At 70.0% G+C, this 13,407-nt stretch carries 14 protein-coding genes; 6 read left to right on the top strand and 8 right to left on the bottom strand.

Features of this window, described 5'->3' with window-relative positions; genetic code table 11:
* Nucleotides 1-126 precede the first annotated feature (126 nt).
* Nucleotides 127-732 (top strand): GTP cyclohydrolase I FolE, encoded by a 606-nt coding sequence (gene folE, locus ACIOHC_RS04045; RefSeq protein ID WP_351077564.1) that lies wholly within the window; start codon nt 127-129, stop codon nt 730-732.
* Nucleotides 733-767: 35 nt separating this feature from the next.
* Here folE and ACIOHC_RS04040 read toward each other — a convergent pair whose 3' ends face one another.
* From ACIOHC_RS04040 to ACIOHC_RS04015, 6 genes are all read right to left on the bottom strand, one after another.
* Complete coding sequence (locus ACIOHC_RS04040; RefSeq protein ID WP_351077492.1) at nt 768-1,250, bottom strand: DUF3180 domain-containing protein; 483 nt, start codon at nt 1,248-1,250, stop codon at nt 768-770.
* 83 nt (nt 1,251-1,333) lie between these two features.
* On the bottom strand, nt 1,334-1,945 hold the full coding sequence (gene folK / locus ACIOHC_RS04035) for a 2-amino-4-hydroxy-6-hydroxymethyldihydropteridine diphosphokinase (protein WP_376211228.1): 612 nt from the start codon (nt 1,943-1,945) through the stop codon (nt 1,334-1,336).
* On the bottom strand, nt 1,942-2,301 hold the full coding sequence (gene folB, locus ACIOHC_RS04030) for a dihydroneopterin aldolase (RefSeq protein WP_351077489.1): 360 nt from the start codon (nt 2,299-2,301) through the stop codon (nt 1,942-1,944). The genes folK and folB overlap by 4 nt, the downstream gene beginning before the upstream one ends.
* Before the next feature lie 192 nt (nt 2,302-2,493).
* Nucleotides 2,494-2,976 carry a nuclear transport factor 2 family protein gene (locus ACIOHC_RS04025; protein ID WP_351077487.1) on the bottom strand — a complete coding sequence of 161 codons (483 nt, stop codon included), beginning with the start codon at nt 2,974-2,976 and terminating at the stop codon, nt 2,494-2,496.
* Nucleotides 2,973-3,833, bottom strand: a complete 861-nt coding sequence (folP, locus tag ACIOHC_RS04020) for a dihydropteroate synthase (protein WP_351077484.1) — start codon at nt 3,831-3,833, stop codon at nt 2,973-2,975. Before folP ends, ACIOHC_RS04025 begins: the two co-directional genes overlap by 4 nt.
* 30 nt (nt 3,834-3,863) lie before the next feature.
* Nucleotides 3,864-5,705: a phosphatidylglycerol lysyltransferase domain-containing protein gene (locus ACIOHC_RS04015; RefSeq protein ID WP_351077481.1), complete on the bottom strand. Its 1,842-nt coding sequence runs from the start codon at nt 5,703-5,705 to the stop codon at nt 3,864-3,866.
* 140 nt (nt 5,706-5,845) lie between these two features.
* Here ACIOHC_RS04015 and ACIOHC_RS04010 point away from each other — a divergent pair, with 140 nt between their 5' ends.
* A complete protein-coding gene (locus ACIOHC_RS04010; RefSeq protein ID WP_351077479.1) occupies nt 5,846-6,967 on the top strand; it encodes an alpha/beta hydrolase-fold protein in 1,122 nt (373 codons plus the stop codon).
* A gap of 151 nt (nt 6,968-7,118) precedes the next feature.
* Here ACIOHC_RS04010 and ACIOHC_RS04005 read toward each other — a convergent pair whose 3' ends face one another.
* On the bottom strand, nt 7,119-8,306 hold the full coding sequence (locus ACIOHC_RS04005) for a betaine/proline/choline family ABC transporter ATP-binding protein (protein WP_401841273.1): 1,188 nt from the start codon (nt 8,304-8,306) through the stop codon (nt 7,119-7,121).
* Nucleotides 8,307-8,436: 130 nt separating this feature from the next.
* Here ACIOHC_RS04005 and ACIOHC_RS04000 point away from each other — a divergent pair, with 130 nt between their 5' ends.
* The 4 genes from ACIOHC_RS04000 (at nt 8,437) to ACIOHC_RS03985 (ending at nt 12,054) form a co-directional block, all read left to right on the top strand.
* Nucleotides 8,437-9,147 carry an ABC transporter permease gene (locus ACIOHC_RS04000; protein ID WP_351077475.1) on the top strand — a complete coding sequence of 237 codons (711 nt, stop codon included), beginning with the start codon at nt 8,437-8,439 and terminating at the stop codon, nt 9,145-9,147.
* A gap of 3 nt (nt 9,148-9,150) precedes the next feature.
* Nucleotides 9,151-9,828 (top strand): ABC transporter permease, encoded by a 678-nt coding sequence (locus ACIOHC_RS03995; RefSeq protein WP_351077472.1) that lies wholly within the window; start codon nt 9,151-9,153, stop codon nt 9,826-9,828.
* A 130-nt stretch (nt 9,829-9,958) separates the two neighbouring features.
* Entirely contained in the window at nt 9,959-10,948 is a 990-nt protein-coding gene (locus tag ACIOHC_RS03990) for an ABC transporter substrate-binding protein (protein ID WP_401841270.1), read from the top strand.
* Between the two features lie 95 nt (nt 10,949-11,043).
* Nucleotides 11,044-12,054 carry a hypothetical protein gene (locus tag ACIOHC_RS03985; RefSeq protein ID WP_351077466.1) on the top strand — a complete coding sequence of 337 codons (1,011 nt, stop codon included), beginning with the start codon at nt 11,044-11,046 and terminating at the stop codon, nt 12,052-12,054.
* 95 nt (nt 12,055-12,149) lie between these two features.
* Here the strand turns inward: ACIOHC_RS03985 and ACIOHC_RS03980 are convergent, their stop codons facing one another.
* Entirely contained in the window at nt 12,150-13,292 is a 1,143-nt protein-coding gene (locus tag ACIOHC_RS03980; protein ID WP_351077463.1) for an NADH-quinone oxidoreductase subunit D, read from the bottom strand.
* Nucleotides 13,293-13,407: the final 115 nt, after the last annotated feature.

The following is a 13,407-nucleotide window of genomic DNA, read 5'->3' as shown; positions in this document are numbered from 1 at the left end:
CACGGGGCCGCACCGGGCCCGGAATGGATGCCGCGCCTCCGCAGGTTCTAGCCTGTGGGGGCGCGGCTTTTTCGTACGCCCGTACGGAGGTAGGTGCGGGTGACAGCTCAGAGGAACGAGGCACAGATGACCGACCCGGTGACATTGGAGGGCCAGGGTCCGATCGGTGAGTTCGACGAGAAGCGGGCCGAGGCCGCCGTTCGCGAACTCCTCATCGCCGTGGGCGAGGACCCGGACCGTGAGGGACTGCGTGAGACGCCGGGACGGGTGGCACGGGCGTACAAGGAGATATTCGCGGGTCTCCACCAGGAGCCCCAGGATGTTCTGACGACCACGTTCGACCTCGGCCACGACGAGATGGTGCTGGTCAAGGACATCGAGGTGTTCAGCACCTGCGAGCACCACCTGGTGCCGTTCCGGGGCGTCGCGCATGTCGGGTACATCCCGGCGACCAGCGGAAAGATCACCGGCCTTTCGAAGCTGGCCCGTCTGGTCGACGTCTACGCCCGGCGACCCCAGGTCCAGGAGCGGCTCACCACCCAGATCGCCGATTCGCTCATGGACATCCTGGAGCCGCGCGGGGTCATCGTCGTCATCGAGTGCGAGCACATGTGCATGTCGATGCGCGGTATCCGCAAGCCCGGTGCGAAGACGCTGACGTCGGCGGTGCGCGGGCAGCTCCGTGATCCCGCGACGCGCGCCGAGGCGATGAGCCTGATCATGGCGCGCTGAGTTCCGGCACAGCGACGGAGGAGAGCTCGGTGGCCCTACGCGGCCGCCGAGCTCTTGTCGTTGTCCTCGTCCTCCGGGAGCTTGCAGATGCGCTCCAGCCAGAGGGCCGCGGCCACCACCGCGACACCCGCCAGCACCGCGAAGCCCGCGTAGATCGCCTGGTCACGACGGGCGGGGATGTCGAGGGAGCCGAGCAGGAAGACGCCCGTGCCCCCGTACATGCCGGACACCAGGGAGACGACCAGCGCGCTGGCCTGACCGAAGACGAGGGCCCGCGCCGCCATCAGTGGCTCGACGCCCTTGGCTCCCGGCCGGCGCTCGCGCTGGGCGCGCAGCCGGGAACGGATGGAGAGTGCAGTGGCGAGCAGGATGACCGCGATCACCGCGAGCACGATCGGTGCGGCGAGGGGAACGCTCGGCAGGCTGCCGACGGAGTCCCAGAGGCGGGCGCCGCCCCAGGAGAGCACCCCGGCCGCGGCGAAGAGGCCGGCCAGTACCCCGAGCCGTAGTTGCTTCACCGAGTGCTCCGCCCTTCGCTGCCGGTGGCCCGTGTCGCCACCGGTCCGTATCGCCAGTGATCCGTGTCCGTCGAGCCTAACGACTACTCGGGCAGACGGAGTTCCAGATCGGCCCGGGGCAGTACGCCCTCCCGGCCGACACCGGCCAGCAGCTCCGCGACGGGGCCGGCGCCGGGCAGCTGGGCCTCGGGGTCGACGTCGTGCCACGGTGCGAGGACGAAGGCCCGTTCACGGGCCCGGGGGTGAGGCAGGGTGAGCACCGGGTCGTCGGAGACGACATCCGCGTACGCCACGATGTCGACGTCGATGGTGCGTGGGCCCCAGCGTTCCTCACGGACCCGGTCGAAGGCCTCCTCGATGGCCTGGCCGCGCTCCAGGAGCGAGGACGGGGGAAGCGTCGTCTTCACGACGATCACCGCGTTGAAGTACGAGGGCTGAGAACCGGGAGCGACGCCCCAGGGCTCCGTCTCGTACACCGGGGAGACCGCCTTGACCCGCAGGCCGGGGGTGTCCTCCAGAGCGTCTATGGCGCCCTGGAGGGTCTCCAGGCGGTTGCCGAGGTTGGAGCCCAGGGAGATCACGGCACGTTTGGGATTGGAGAGGGTGATGTCCGCGGCGTCCACCTGCTCGACCACGGAGGCGGGCACCGGCTGTACGGTCGGGTCGCTCTGCCCCTTGGGAGAAAATGCAGTCATACTCGGCTCCGGGTGATGGTGATGGTCACATCGTCGAACGGGACGGTGATCGGCGCATCCGGCTTGTGCACCACCACCTCCACCTCCTCGACTCCTTCGTGCTTGAGGCACTGCTGGGCGATGCGCTCCGCGAGCGTTTCGATCAGGTCGACCGGTTCTCCCTGCACCACGTCGACGACCTCCTCGGCGACGACGCCGTAGTGCACGGTCTTCGTCAGGTCGTCGGCGGCTGCCGCGGGGCGGGTGTCGAGGCCGAGCACCAGGTCCACGATGAACGTCTGACCCTCTTCCCGTTCCCGGGGGAAGACGCCATGGTGTCCACGGGCCTTGAGGCCGCGCAGCGCGACACGATCCACGCGAATCACTCCTGCTGTCGTAGGGCGTAGAGACACGGGGCCGCGTGCGGACGGCGAGGTGCTCTCTTTCGAATCTACCTGCGGGCACCGACAGTGCTCGCCCGCGGGGGCTGTGGGGAGGCCTCGCGGGGCTGGTAGCCGCTACTACCCGCGGACCCGGATTCCAACCCACCCATCGGGCGGGTGCCTCGGTCAGGAGGGGGATTCCCCGTCCTCGTCCTCATCGGATTCGGTCATTACGGGCGAGCCGTGATGGGACCAGAGCTTCCAGCCGTCCGGAGTGCGCCGGAACACATTGGTGGCCACGACGAGTTGCCCGACCAGCGGCCCGAGTGCGTTGCCGTCCTCCGCGGGGCCGCCGCTGAGAATGTTCTCGGTGCAGGTCACCAGTGCCGTGTCGCCGGTCATCGAGACCCCGACGTCGGTCAGGAAGAACTGGATGTACTCGGTGTTCGCCATGATCAGGGCATAACTGCGCAGCACCTCGCCGCGGCCGGTGAGCACCGGCCAGCCCGGGTGGACGCAGGAGACGGTGAGGTCCTCGCCCGGCAGCCAGAGGCCGGATAGCTCCTCGAAGTCGCCGCGCTCCATCGCCTCGTAGAACGAGGTGTTGGCCTGCTCGACGGCCGCGATGTCGGCGGCCGCCTCCGCGTGCTCGTCGCGGGGCCCGCTCATGCGGCACCCTCGACGGCGCGGGCCACCCGTACGGCGTCGGCCGTGGCCCGGACCTCGTGGACCCGCACGGCCCAGGCACCCGCGCGGGCGGAGAGCGCGGAGATCGCAGCGGTGGCGGCGTCGCGTTCGCGCGCGGGGGGCGGCGCGGCGCCGTCACCGGCCAGCACATGGCCGAGGAAGCGTTTGCGGGAGGCGGCGACCAGCAGCGGACGGCCCAGGGCGCGCAGTTCGTCGAGGTGGGCGACCAGGGAGAGGTCGTGGCCGGCCTCCTTGGCGAAGCCGAGACCGGGGTCGATCACGATCCGTTCCGGGGCGACTCCGCCCGCGACCACGGCGTCCATCCGCTCCCGCAGTTCCGTGACGACCTCGGCGACGACATCCTCGTAGACCGCCCGGCTGTTCATGGACTCGCTGAAGCCGCGCCAGTGCATCACCACGAACGGCGCGTCGGCCGCGGCGACGACCCGGACCATGTCGGGGTCGGCGAGGCCGCCGCTGACGTCGTTGACCAGGGCGGCCCCGGCCTTGACCGCCTCGTCGGCGACACGGGCCCGCATGGTGTCCACCGAGACCGTGACCCCTTCGGACGCCAGGCCCTTGACCACCGGGACCACGCGGCGCAGCTCCTCCGACGCGTCCACCCGGCTGGCGCCCGGACGGGTCGACTCGCCACCGACGTCGATCAGGTCGGCGCCCTCGGCGACCAGGTCGAGGCCGTGTTTGATCGCGGCCGTGGTGTCGAACCAGCGGCCCCCGTCGGAGAAGGAGTCCGGGGTCACATTGACGACACCCATGACCGCACAGCGGTCCCACTCCGGCAGGCCTTGGACCGTGCCTCGTCCACGCAACGTACTCATGCGACCAGCGTAGGCCGATACGGCGTGCTGTTATGCCGCGCGGGCGTGGTGCTCCTGGCCCGGAGGCGGGGTGTGGGCGCAGGGGCGGGCCCGGCGGCGCGGGAAGCGGCGGGCGAAGGGACGGGGCAGCGCGAGGTTCACGAAGCCCTCGGCCTGCATCGCCGCGAGGGAGATGCGGGGCAGGTCGCCGGCGGCACGGTAGACCACGAAGCGGGGCTCCCAGCGGGGCCGGAACTTGGCGTTGAACTTGTACAGCGACTCGATCTGGAACCAGCGCGACAGAAAGATCAGCAGTCCGCGCCAGGTCCGCAGCACCGGTCCCGCGCCCAATTTCTCGCCGCGGGCGAGCGCCGAGCGGAACATCGCGAAGTTCAACGAGACGCGCTCGACGGAGAGCTGCGGGGCGGACTGGAGGGCTGCGACGATCAGCAGCTCGTTCATGCCGGGGTCGGCGGAACGGTCGCGGCGCATCAGATCGAGGGACATGCCGTCCTCGCCCCACGGGACGAAGTGGAGCACGGCCTTCAGGTCGCCGTACGGGGAGTCGGCGGTGTGTTCGTCGGCCTTGTGGGCGGTGGCGATGATGCAGTCCCCGTCGGCCGGGTCACCGATCCGGCCGAGCGCCATGGAGAAGCCGCGCTCGTTGTCGGTGCCGCGCCAGTCGGCGGCGGCCCGCCGGATGTGGGCCAGTTCGGCCTCGTCGATGTCGCGGACGCGCCGGACCCGTGTCTCGTAGCCAAGTCGTTCAATGCGCTTCACCATCTGGCGTACGTTGCGCATCGCGCGCCCGGCGAGCGAGAAATCCGCGACGTCCACCACCGCCTCGTCGCCGAGTTCCAGCGCGTCCAGCCCGGTCTCGCGGGTCCAGACCTCGCCGCCGGTCTCGCTGCAGCCCATCACGGCCGGGGTCCAGGAGTGGGCCTTGGCCTCGTCCATGAAGCGCTCGATGGCGCCCGGCCAGGCCTCCACGTCACCGATCGGATCGCCGCTCGCCAGCATCACCCCGGACACGACGCGGTAGCAGACGGCGGCCTTGCCGCTGGGGGAGAAGACGACGCCCTTGTCGCGGCGGAGCGCGAAGTGGCCGAGCGAGTCGCGGCCGCCGTGCTTCTCCAGCAGGGCGCGCAGCCGGGCCTCGTCGTCCTCGGTGAGGCGTGCGGCCGGGTGCTCGGGGCGGAAGGCGAGGTAGATGGTGGTGACGGCGGTCAGCAGGCCGAGAGCGCCGAGTGAGTACGCCACGGTCGAGGAGGTGACTCCGGCGTACTCGACGGGGCCTTCGAATCCGAACAGCCCGTACAGCACGTGCTGGAGCCGGTCGGCGACGCTAGGGCTTCCCACGACACGGCCGGGGTGGACGCTGACGATGATCAGGCCGAGGCCCAGCGAACCCGCTCCGAGGAGCACGAAGTTGGCCAGGGCCCGCCAGCGGCTCCGGGGATCGGGGAGCGCGGCGAATTCGCCGCGGTGGCGGACCAGCAGGAGGCAGAGCGCCAGCGAGACGAGCGTGCCGATGACGGAGTGCCGGTAGGCGAACTGCGCCAGCGCGCCGGCCGGCAGCAGGAGGGCGGCCGCCCGCCAGGCCCGCCGCTTGCGTCGCTTGAGGCCGTGGGCGAGGAGGAGCAGCAGGACGCCCGCGCTCAGGGAGAGGGCTGCGGCGAACGGGCCGAGGGCGCCGGGGAGCACCTCGGCGAGGGTGTGCATCCGGCTGTGCCGGAAGCGCGGGAAGACGCCCGCGGCCACGTCGATCAGGCCGACGACGGTGCAGGCGGTACCGACCAGCGTCGGTACGGATTCGGGTCGCGGGCCGCGTACGAACTTGCGTACGGGACTCGGAACCGATCCTGATTTATCCCCATCTAGCGTGACAGACATCGCTTCCCGTGGTTCCGCGAGAGATTCTTGAGTCCTTCGGCCGTGGCGCTCCGGACGATGTGCGACTTGTAGGACGAGGCTTCCAGGCCGGGGGTTCACCCGCCGGCCGGAAAATTCCAGACAAGAAAGCTCACCCCCTCATGGGTCTTACCAGCAAGGCGTTCCTGGCCGCCGCCATCATGCTGGCCGTGGTGTTCTTCGCCGCCACGGTCTGGCTCTGGCCGCGGCTGGCCCGGCGCAGTGTGCCCGCGGTGTTCGGCAGGGTCGGTCTGTTGCTGGCGACCCAGGTGACGGTCTTCGTCTCCGTCGCACTGGTGGCGAACAACTCGTTCCTCTTCTACGGGTCCTGGGCCGACCTGTTCGGCCAGAAGCAGGAGCTGGGTGTGGTCACGGACCGCGCGGCCGGCGCCCTGGCCTCCAAGAACATCGTCCGGGTCGGGATACAGCGGCCGGACGGGCCGGGCGGCTCACTGCCCACGAGGAACGGGCGGATCGACAAGGTCGTCATAGCGGGGCGGGAGTCGAAGATCGAGAGCTCGGCGTACGTGTATCTGCCGCCGGAGTACTTCCAGCCCGCGTTCGCCCGCCGGAAGTTCCCCGCGGTCGTCGTCCTCACCGGCTATCCGGGTGTCTCGGAGAACCTTCTGAAGGGCCTTCGGTACCCGCGGACGGCACACGATCGGGTGAAGGCCGGCCGGGCCCAGCCGATGATCCTGGTGATGCTGCGGCCGACGGTGGCGCCGCCGAGGGACACCGAGTGCGTGGACATAAAGGGCGGTCCGCAGACGGAGACGTTCCTGGGCAAGGACGTGCCGCGGGCGGTCTCGGACGAGTACCGGGTCGGCAGGCTGGCGCGCAACTGGGGCATCATGGGCAATTCGACCGGTGGCTACTGTGCGCTGAAGATAGGACTCCACCACCCGGACCGGTTCGCCGCGAGCGCCGGGCTCTCCGCGTACTACAAGGCGGCCGAGGACCCGACGACCGGTGACCTCTTCCACGGCGACCAGGACGCGCGCAACCGCTCCGATCTGATGTGGAGCCTGGACAATCTGCCGCAGCCCGACTCGTCCTTCCTGGTCACGACCTCCAAGCACGGCGAGGGGAACTACCACTCCACGATGCGGTTCCTCGACAAGGTGAAGGCGCCGGCCCAGGCCTCGTCGATCGTGCTCGACAGCGGCGGCCACAACTTCAACACCTGGCGACGGGAGATCCCTTCGGCGCTGGACTGGATGAGCAGCCGTCTGAGCGAGAGCTGAGCCGCGCCCGGTTCCGCTCCGACGGGGCCGGTTCCTGCGTCGATCGTGCCGGCCCTGCCCCGACGGGGCCGGTTCCTTCGCCGAACGTGCGGGTCGCGGTTCCTGCGGCGGCCCGGTCCGCGTCAGCGGCCCGGCCGGGCCGGAGGCCGGCTCACCGTGCGGCGGTCTTGGCGAGGCTCTCCACGGTCTCGACGGCGACCTCGGTGCGCGGGACGGCCTGGGCGTCCGCGTCGATCGAGCGGCGCAGCGCCTCGTGGAGCCGGGCCGGGGTGAGCACGCCGAGGAAGCGGCCGGTGCTCTCCTCGTCGATGACGGCGATCCAGCCGGCGTCGTGCTGGAGCATGGTGGCGAACGCCTGCTTGAGCGGGGCGCCGACGGGCAGCCACGCCTCCATCCTGCGGGCGTGGGCGCGCACCGTGTCCTCGGTCCCGCCGACGGGGCTGTCGGCCGGGATCCAGCCGTGCAGATTGTCCTCGCCGTCCAGGACGACGGCCCAGCGCGCCCCCTCGGCCCGCAGCCGTTCGGTCGCCCTCGCAAGGGAGTCGTCGAGGTGGACGACCGGCGGCTGGTCCAGGTCGCCCTCCTCGATGGGGGTGACGGAGAGTCGCTTGAGCCCGCGGTCGGCGCCGACGAAGTCCGCGACGTAAGGAGTGGCCGGCGTGCCGAGCACGGTCGCCGGGGAGTCGAACTGCTCGATGGATCCCTGTCCGTAGACGGCGATGCGGTCACCGAGCCGGACCGCTTCCTCGATGTCGTGCGTGACGAACAACACGGTCTTGCGGACCTGTGCCTGGAGTTTCAGGAATTCGTTCTGCAGTCGTTCCCGTACGACGGGGTCGACCGCGCCGAAAGGCTCGTCCATCAGCAGCACCGGCGGATCCGCGGCCAGTGCCCTGGCCACGCCCACGCGTTGGCGCTGACCTCCGGAGAGCTGTTCCGGATAGCGGTCGCCATAAACGGAAGGATCAAGTCCGACAAGGTCCAGGAGTTCCGCCGCGCGCTCACGGCCCTTTCCCCGCTTCCAGCCGAGGAGATGGGGAACGGTCGCGGTGTTCTCCAGGATCGTACGGTGCGGGAAGAGCCCCACCTGCTGGATCACATAGCCGATACGACGGCGCAGCCGAACGGGGTCGATGGCCGATATGTCGTCCCCGTCGAGGAATATCCGTCCCTCGGTCGGTTCGATCAGCCGGTTCACCATCTTCATGGTGGTCGTCTTGCCGCAGCCCGACGGTCCGACGAGCGTGACCAGTTCACCCTCGGCGACCTCGAAGGAAAGGTCGTCGACGGCGGTGGTGCCGTCCGTGTACCGCTTGGTGACGTGCTCGAAACGGATCATGGTTCCCCATTGTCGCGCGTGTTCTGTGAAGGACATGTTGCTGGAATACAACGGCTTCGGCGATTGTCAGTGGTCGGGGATAGGGTCGCCAGACATCGGTACGAGGCGGAAATCGGGAGGTGGGGGACGGATGGCGGCCGCACAGAACTGCATGGTGACGAACGACTGGATCTGCGGGGAGTATCTCCGTTCCCGCAGCCAGGAGTTGACCGATGCGACGGTCCAGCACATCTGGATCACCGCGGTCTCGGTGGCGATCGGACTTCTGGTGGCCTTTCCGCTGGCGTTGCTCGCCCGTCGCAGCCGTCGCTTCGCCGGACCGGTGCTCGGGCTGACCACCGTGCTCTACACCGTGCCCTCGCTCGCCATGTTCTCGCTGCTGCTGCCCCTGTTCGGACTCTCCGCGGCACTGGTCGTCACCGGCCTGGTGCTCTATTCGCTGACCATTCTCGTGCGGAACATCCTGGCCGGCCTCGAAGCGGTTCCGCAGGAGGCGAAGGAAGCCGCGAAGGGCATGGGATACGGGCCGGTGCGCCTGTTGTGGGAGGTCGAAGTCCCTCTCGCCATGCCCGCGTTGATGGCCGGTGTGCGGATCGCCACGGTCTCCACGATCGCGCTGACGACGGTCGGATCGATCATCGGCAGAGGCGGCCTCGGCAACCTCATAGGGGACGCCCTGCCCAGCTTCTTCAAGGCGCAGGTGCTCACCGCCTCGGTCCTGTGCGTACTGCTCGCGGTCGTCGCGGATCTGCTGTTGCTCGGTCTCCAGCGGATGTTGACCCCCTGGACCCGCATACGCGCCACGCACGCCGGCGCGGGCGCCACGGCAAAGGCGGTCTGAACCATGGGAGTTCTCGGCGAGGCCTGGACCTGGCTCACCACCGGCGCCAATTGGTCGGGGGAGAGCGGTGCGGCGCACCGGCTCGGCGAGCATCTGTACGTCAGCGGTGTCGCGCTCGCCCTGGCCTGCCTCATCGCGCTGCCGATCGCGCTGTACCTCGGGCACATCGGGAAGGGGGGCGCGCTGGCGGTCAATCTCTCCAATGCGGGGCGGGCGATTCCGGTCTTCGCGGTGCTGGCCCTCTTCATGGTCTCGCCGCTGCGCAACGCCGGATACGTGCCGACGGTCATCGCGCTGGTGCTGTTCGCCGTGCCGCCGTTGCTCACCAACGCCTACGTCGGGATGACGGAGGTCGACCGGTCGGTGACCGAGGCGGCGCGGGGCATGGGCATGTCCGGGGGACAGCTCTTCGTACAGGTCGAGCTGCCGCTGGCCTACCCGATGATCATGACCGGGCTGCGCTCGGCCGCGGTCCAGGTGGTCGCCACCGCGACGATCGCCGCGATGGTCGGGCAGGGCGGTCTCGGCCGGATCATCACCGCGGGGTTCAACACGTACAACACACCGCAGGTGGTCGCGGGGGCGCTGCTCGTCGCCGTGCTCGCTCTGCTGGTGGAGGCGGTGCTGGTGGCCCTGGACCGGATGCTGTCACCGCTGCGCCGCCGTCGCGGGACGGCATGACGGCCCCCACGCCCGTCCGTCGCGACCATCCGTCGGGCCCGCGCCCTCACGTGCCCGACGCCCCGGCGATCTCTCCCGGTCCCGGGACCCCTTCTCGAACCATCCTTGTTGCTGTGGACGGAGACAACTCATGAGCAAGACCTCGCGCATAGCGGGTGCGGTCATCGGCATGGTCGCGCTGGCCGGCTCGCTCGCCGCCTGCGGCGGCGACAGCCTGGAGAAGGACAAGGGGGGCTCGGCGTCCTCCGGCGACTCCGGCGGCGGCTCGGGGAAGAAGGGGTCGCTCGTCGTCGGCGCGGCGTCCTTCACCGAGTCCAAGGTGCTCGCGGAGCTGTACGCGCACATCCTGGGCGATGCCGGATACAGCACCTCGATCACCACGGTGGCCAACCGGGAACTGTACGAACCGTCCCTGGAGAAGGGCGAGATCGATGTCGTCCCCGAATATGCCGCGACGATCGCGGAATTCCTGAATGCCAAGGTGAACGGCGCGAAGCAGGCCGAGAAGAAGCCGGTCGCCTCCGGTGACGTGGCCGCCACGGTCGCGGCGCTGGAGAAGCTCGCCACCCCGCGCGGACTGAAGGTGCTCCCGGCCGGCGGGGCCGTCGACCAGAACACCTTCGCGGTGACGAAGGAATTCGCCGCCGAGCACAAGCTCAAGTCCCTTTCGGATCTCGGCAGGTCGAAGGCCGAAGTGAAGATCGCGGCGGGTGACGAGTGCGAGGTGCGGCCGTTCTGCGCGCCGGGTCTGAAGAAGACGTACGGCGTCAATGTCACCGGTATCGACCCCAAGGGAGTCGGTACGCCGCAGTCCAAGCAGGCGGTCAAGGACGGCAAGGACCAGTTGGTTCTCACCACCACCACGGACGCGGTGCTGGACAGCTATGGACTGGTGTTTCTGGAGGACGACAAGAAGCTTCAGAACGCGGACAACGTTCTGCCGGTCGTCAATGCCGAGGACGCGGGTTCCCAGGATGTCGCCGACGCGCTCGGCAAGCTCACCAAGGCCCTCACCACCCAGGATCTGGCGGAACTGAACCGCAAGGTCGACGCGGAGCGCGCAAAGCCCGCCGATGTGGCCAAGGACTATCTGCGGTCGAAGGGCCTCATCAAGAAGTAGGGATCGGGAGGATTGGGGGGCCGTCAGGTAACCGGCCGGGAACAGATTGGCGGGCGGCTCCCCAAGTGCCTCCTACACACGGTAAATTTCAGGCCATGCCACGTGGACGTCATCGCCATTCGCCACCTCTGCACAGAATCCTTCCGTCTTCGGCCGTCGTCGGAGTCTCGGTCCTCTGTGCCGGGGGCGCCTGGCTGCTCGCCGAGCCCCTGGTCCTGCGCGGTCTGGTGGCCGCCGCGGCGGCCGCTGCCGTGACCGGTGCGTATCTGATGCGCAGCTGGGACCGGGAAGCGGGCCGTCGCGTCGCGGAGCTGACGCGCGCCCGCGCCGGGGACGAGTGGCGGGCCGAGGAGCGCGTGGCCGAGCTGGAGGCGGACCTGGAGGAGTCGCGGGAGCTGCGCGTACGGCTGGAGACGAAGCTGCGCCGCAAGCGCGTGGAGCTCGCCAACCTGCGTGGTGAGCACGCCGCGCTGCTGCGTCGGTACGCCAACGCCGAGACCGGGCGGGCCAGCGCGCTGGAGGGCCGCAGGCAGCTCGCGCTCGAAGCCGCCGCGCCCCGGGAACTGCCCGCCGCGCGCAGCACACCGACACCGGCCGCCTACCTGCGTGCCGCCCAGGCGCTGGAGGACCTCTCGCGCAACGGGGCCCTCCAGGAGGCGCGCCGCACCGCCGAGCAGGCCAGGAAGCGCGATCTCGCGGAGCGCGCCCGGGAGGCGGAGGAGCGGCAGGGGAAGCACGCGGTCGCCGCGGACCCGTCGGACGCGCGGCACCTCCGTCCGCCGGCCGCCCTTCCCGCGTCCCGGCCGTCCGCCGCGCTGCCCGCGGCCCGCACCGTGCCGGTCGCCAGCACGGTCGCTCCGTACGCGGCCCCCCGGCGCCAGCCGGTGCCGCAGGGCAGCTTCGACTTCTTCGGAACGCAGAAGGCGCGCGCCGCGATCGAGTCCGTGCAGAACGAGGACCTCGCGGACGTCGTGGGCGAGGAGGCGCTGGCCGCGCACCGCACGGGATCGGCCGAGAACCGGGCCGTCGGCAAGGTCATCGACCTGACCGCGCACGACGAGACCGAACAGCTGGACGTGGTGCAGCTGCGCAGCGCCATCTCGTAGGGCCTCTCGTCCGGATCCGGCCGGGCCCGTGCCCCGGTCGCCGATCGGGCCCGATCCGGACGGAAGACCCCGGCACGGGCCGTCCTGCGGGCGGCCTACTTGTCGATGTCGCCGACGACGAAGAAGAGCGAGCCCAGGATCGCCACCATGTCGGCGACCAAGGTGCCCGGCAGCAGCTCGGTGAGTGCCTGGATGTTGTTGTACGAGGCGGAGCGGAGCTTCAGCCGGTACGGGGTCTTCTCGCCCTTGGACACCAGGTAGTAGCCGTTGATGCCGAGCGGGTTCTCGGTCCAGGCGTAGGTGTGGCCCTCGGGGGCCTTCAGGACCTTGGGCAGCCGCTGGTTGATCGGACCGGGTGCCAGGCCGGCCATCCGGTCCAGGCAGGCGTCCGCGAGATCGAGGGCGTTGTGCGTCTGCTCCAGCAGGCACTCGAAGCGGGCCAGGCAGTCGCCCTCGGTCCGGGTGACGACCCGGAGCGTGTCCTGGAGCTCCCCGTACGCGAGATACGGCTCGTCGCGCCGCAGATCGAAGTCGACCCCCGAGGCGCGGGCGATCGGCCCGGACACCCCGTACGCGTGGACGGTCGCGGCGGACAGCACGCCCACACCGCGGGTACGGCCCCGGAAGATCTCGTTGCCGAGCACCAGGTCGTCGTACACGTCCATCCGGGAGCGGACCGAGGCGACGGCGTCCCGGGCACGGCCGAGCCAGCCCGCGGGGAGGTCCTCCTTGAGGCCGCCGACCCGGTTGAACATGTAGTGCATCCGGCCGCCGGAGACCTCCTCCATCACGGCCTGGAGTTCCTCCCGCTCACGGAACGCGTAGAACACCGGAGTGATCCCGCCGAGTTCGAGCGGGTACGAGCCGAGGAACATCAGATGGTTCAGGACCCGGTTCAGCTCGGCGAGCAGGGTGCGCGTCCAGACCGCGCGCTCCGGGACCTCCATGCCGAGCATGCGCTCGACGGCCATCACGACACCCAGCTCGTTGGAGAACGCCGACAGCCAGTCGTGGCGGTTGGCGAGCATCACGATCTGCCGGTAGTCGCGGGCCTCGAACAGCTTCTCCGCGCCCCGGTGCATGTAGCCGATGACCGGTTCGGCGTGCTGGATGCGTTCGCCGTCCAGGACGATGCGCAGACGGAGCACGCCGTGGGTGGAGGGGTGCTGGGGGCCGATGTTGAGCACCATGTCGGTGCTCTCCGCCGCGCCGCCGATGCCGACTGTCGTCTCCGTCATACGGCCAGTATTCCTTGAGCGGTGGGGTGATGGGCGGTGCGGGGTGGGGGGTGCGCGACCGTTCCCCCGTCCGCCCCTTCCCGGAACCGGGACTCCGTCCCGGACCCGCGCCTCA

The sequence above is a fragment of the Streptomyces sp. NPDC088252 genome, from assembly GCF_044740965.1.
Taxonomy (GTDB): Bacteria; Actinomycetota; Actinomycetes; order Streptomycetales; family Streptomycetaceae; genus Streptomyces.
Note: the sequence above shows the minus strand (reverse complement) of the source record. Positions and strands in the feature narration are given on the sequence as shown.

Excerpts from the sequence above, each read along its gene's own strand:
- folE (WP_351077564.1), top strand. The coding sequence starts at position 127 with ATGACCGACCCGGTGACATTGGAGGGCCAGGGTCCGATCGGTGAGTTC.
- folK (WP_376211228.1), bottom strand. The coding sequence starts at position 1,945 with ATGACTGCATTTTCTCCCAAGGGGCAGAGCGACCCGACCGTACAGCCG.
- ACIOHC_RS04025 (WP_351077487.1), bottom strand. The coding sequence starts at position 2,976 with ATGAGCGGGCCCCGCGACGAGCACGCGGAGGCGGCCGCCGACATCGCG.
- folP (WP_351077484.1), bottom strand. The coding sequence starts at position 3,833 with ATGAGTACGTTGCGTGGACGAGGCACGGTCCAAGGCCTGCCGGAGTGG.
- ACIOHC_RS04015 (WP_351077481.1), bottom strand. The coding sequence starts at position 5,705 with ATGTCTGTCACGCTAGATGGGGATAAATCAGGATCGGTTCCGAGTCCC.
- ACIOHC_RS04010 (WP_351077479.1), top strand. The coding sequence starts at position 5,846 with ATGGGTCTTACCAGCAAGGCGTTCCTGGCCGCCGCCATCATGCTGGCC.
- ACIOHC_RS04005 (WP_401841273.1), bottom strand. The coding sequence starts at position 8,306 with ATGATCCGTTTCGAGCACGTCACCAAGCGGTACACGGACGGCACCACC.
- ACIOHC_RS04000 (WP_351077475.1), top strand. The coding sequence starts at position 8,437 with ATGGCGGCCGCACAGAACTGCATGGTGACGAACGACTGGATCTGCGGG.
- ACIOHC_RS03995 (WP_351077472.1), top strand. The coding sequence starts at position 9,151 with ATGGGAGTTCTCGGCGAGGCCTGGACCTGGCTCACCACCGGCGCCAAT.
- ACIOHC_RS03990 (WP_401841270.1), top strand. The coding sequence starts at position 9,959 with ATGAGCAAGACCTCGCGCATAGCGGGTGCGGTCATCGGCATGGTCGCG.
- ACIOHC_RS03985 (WP_351077466.1), top strand. The coding sequence starts at position 11,044 with ATGCCACGTGGACGTCATCGCCATTCGCCACCTCTGCACAGAATCCTT.
- ACIOHC_RS03980 (WP_351077463.1), bottom strand. The coding sequence starts at position 13,292 with ATGACGGAGACGACAGTCGGCATCGGCGGCGCGGCGGAGAGCACCGAC.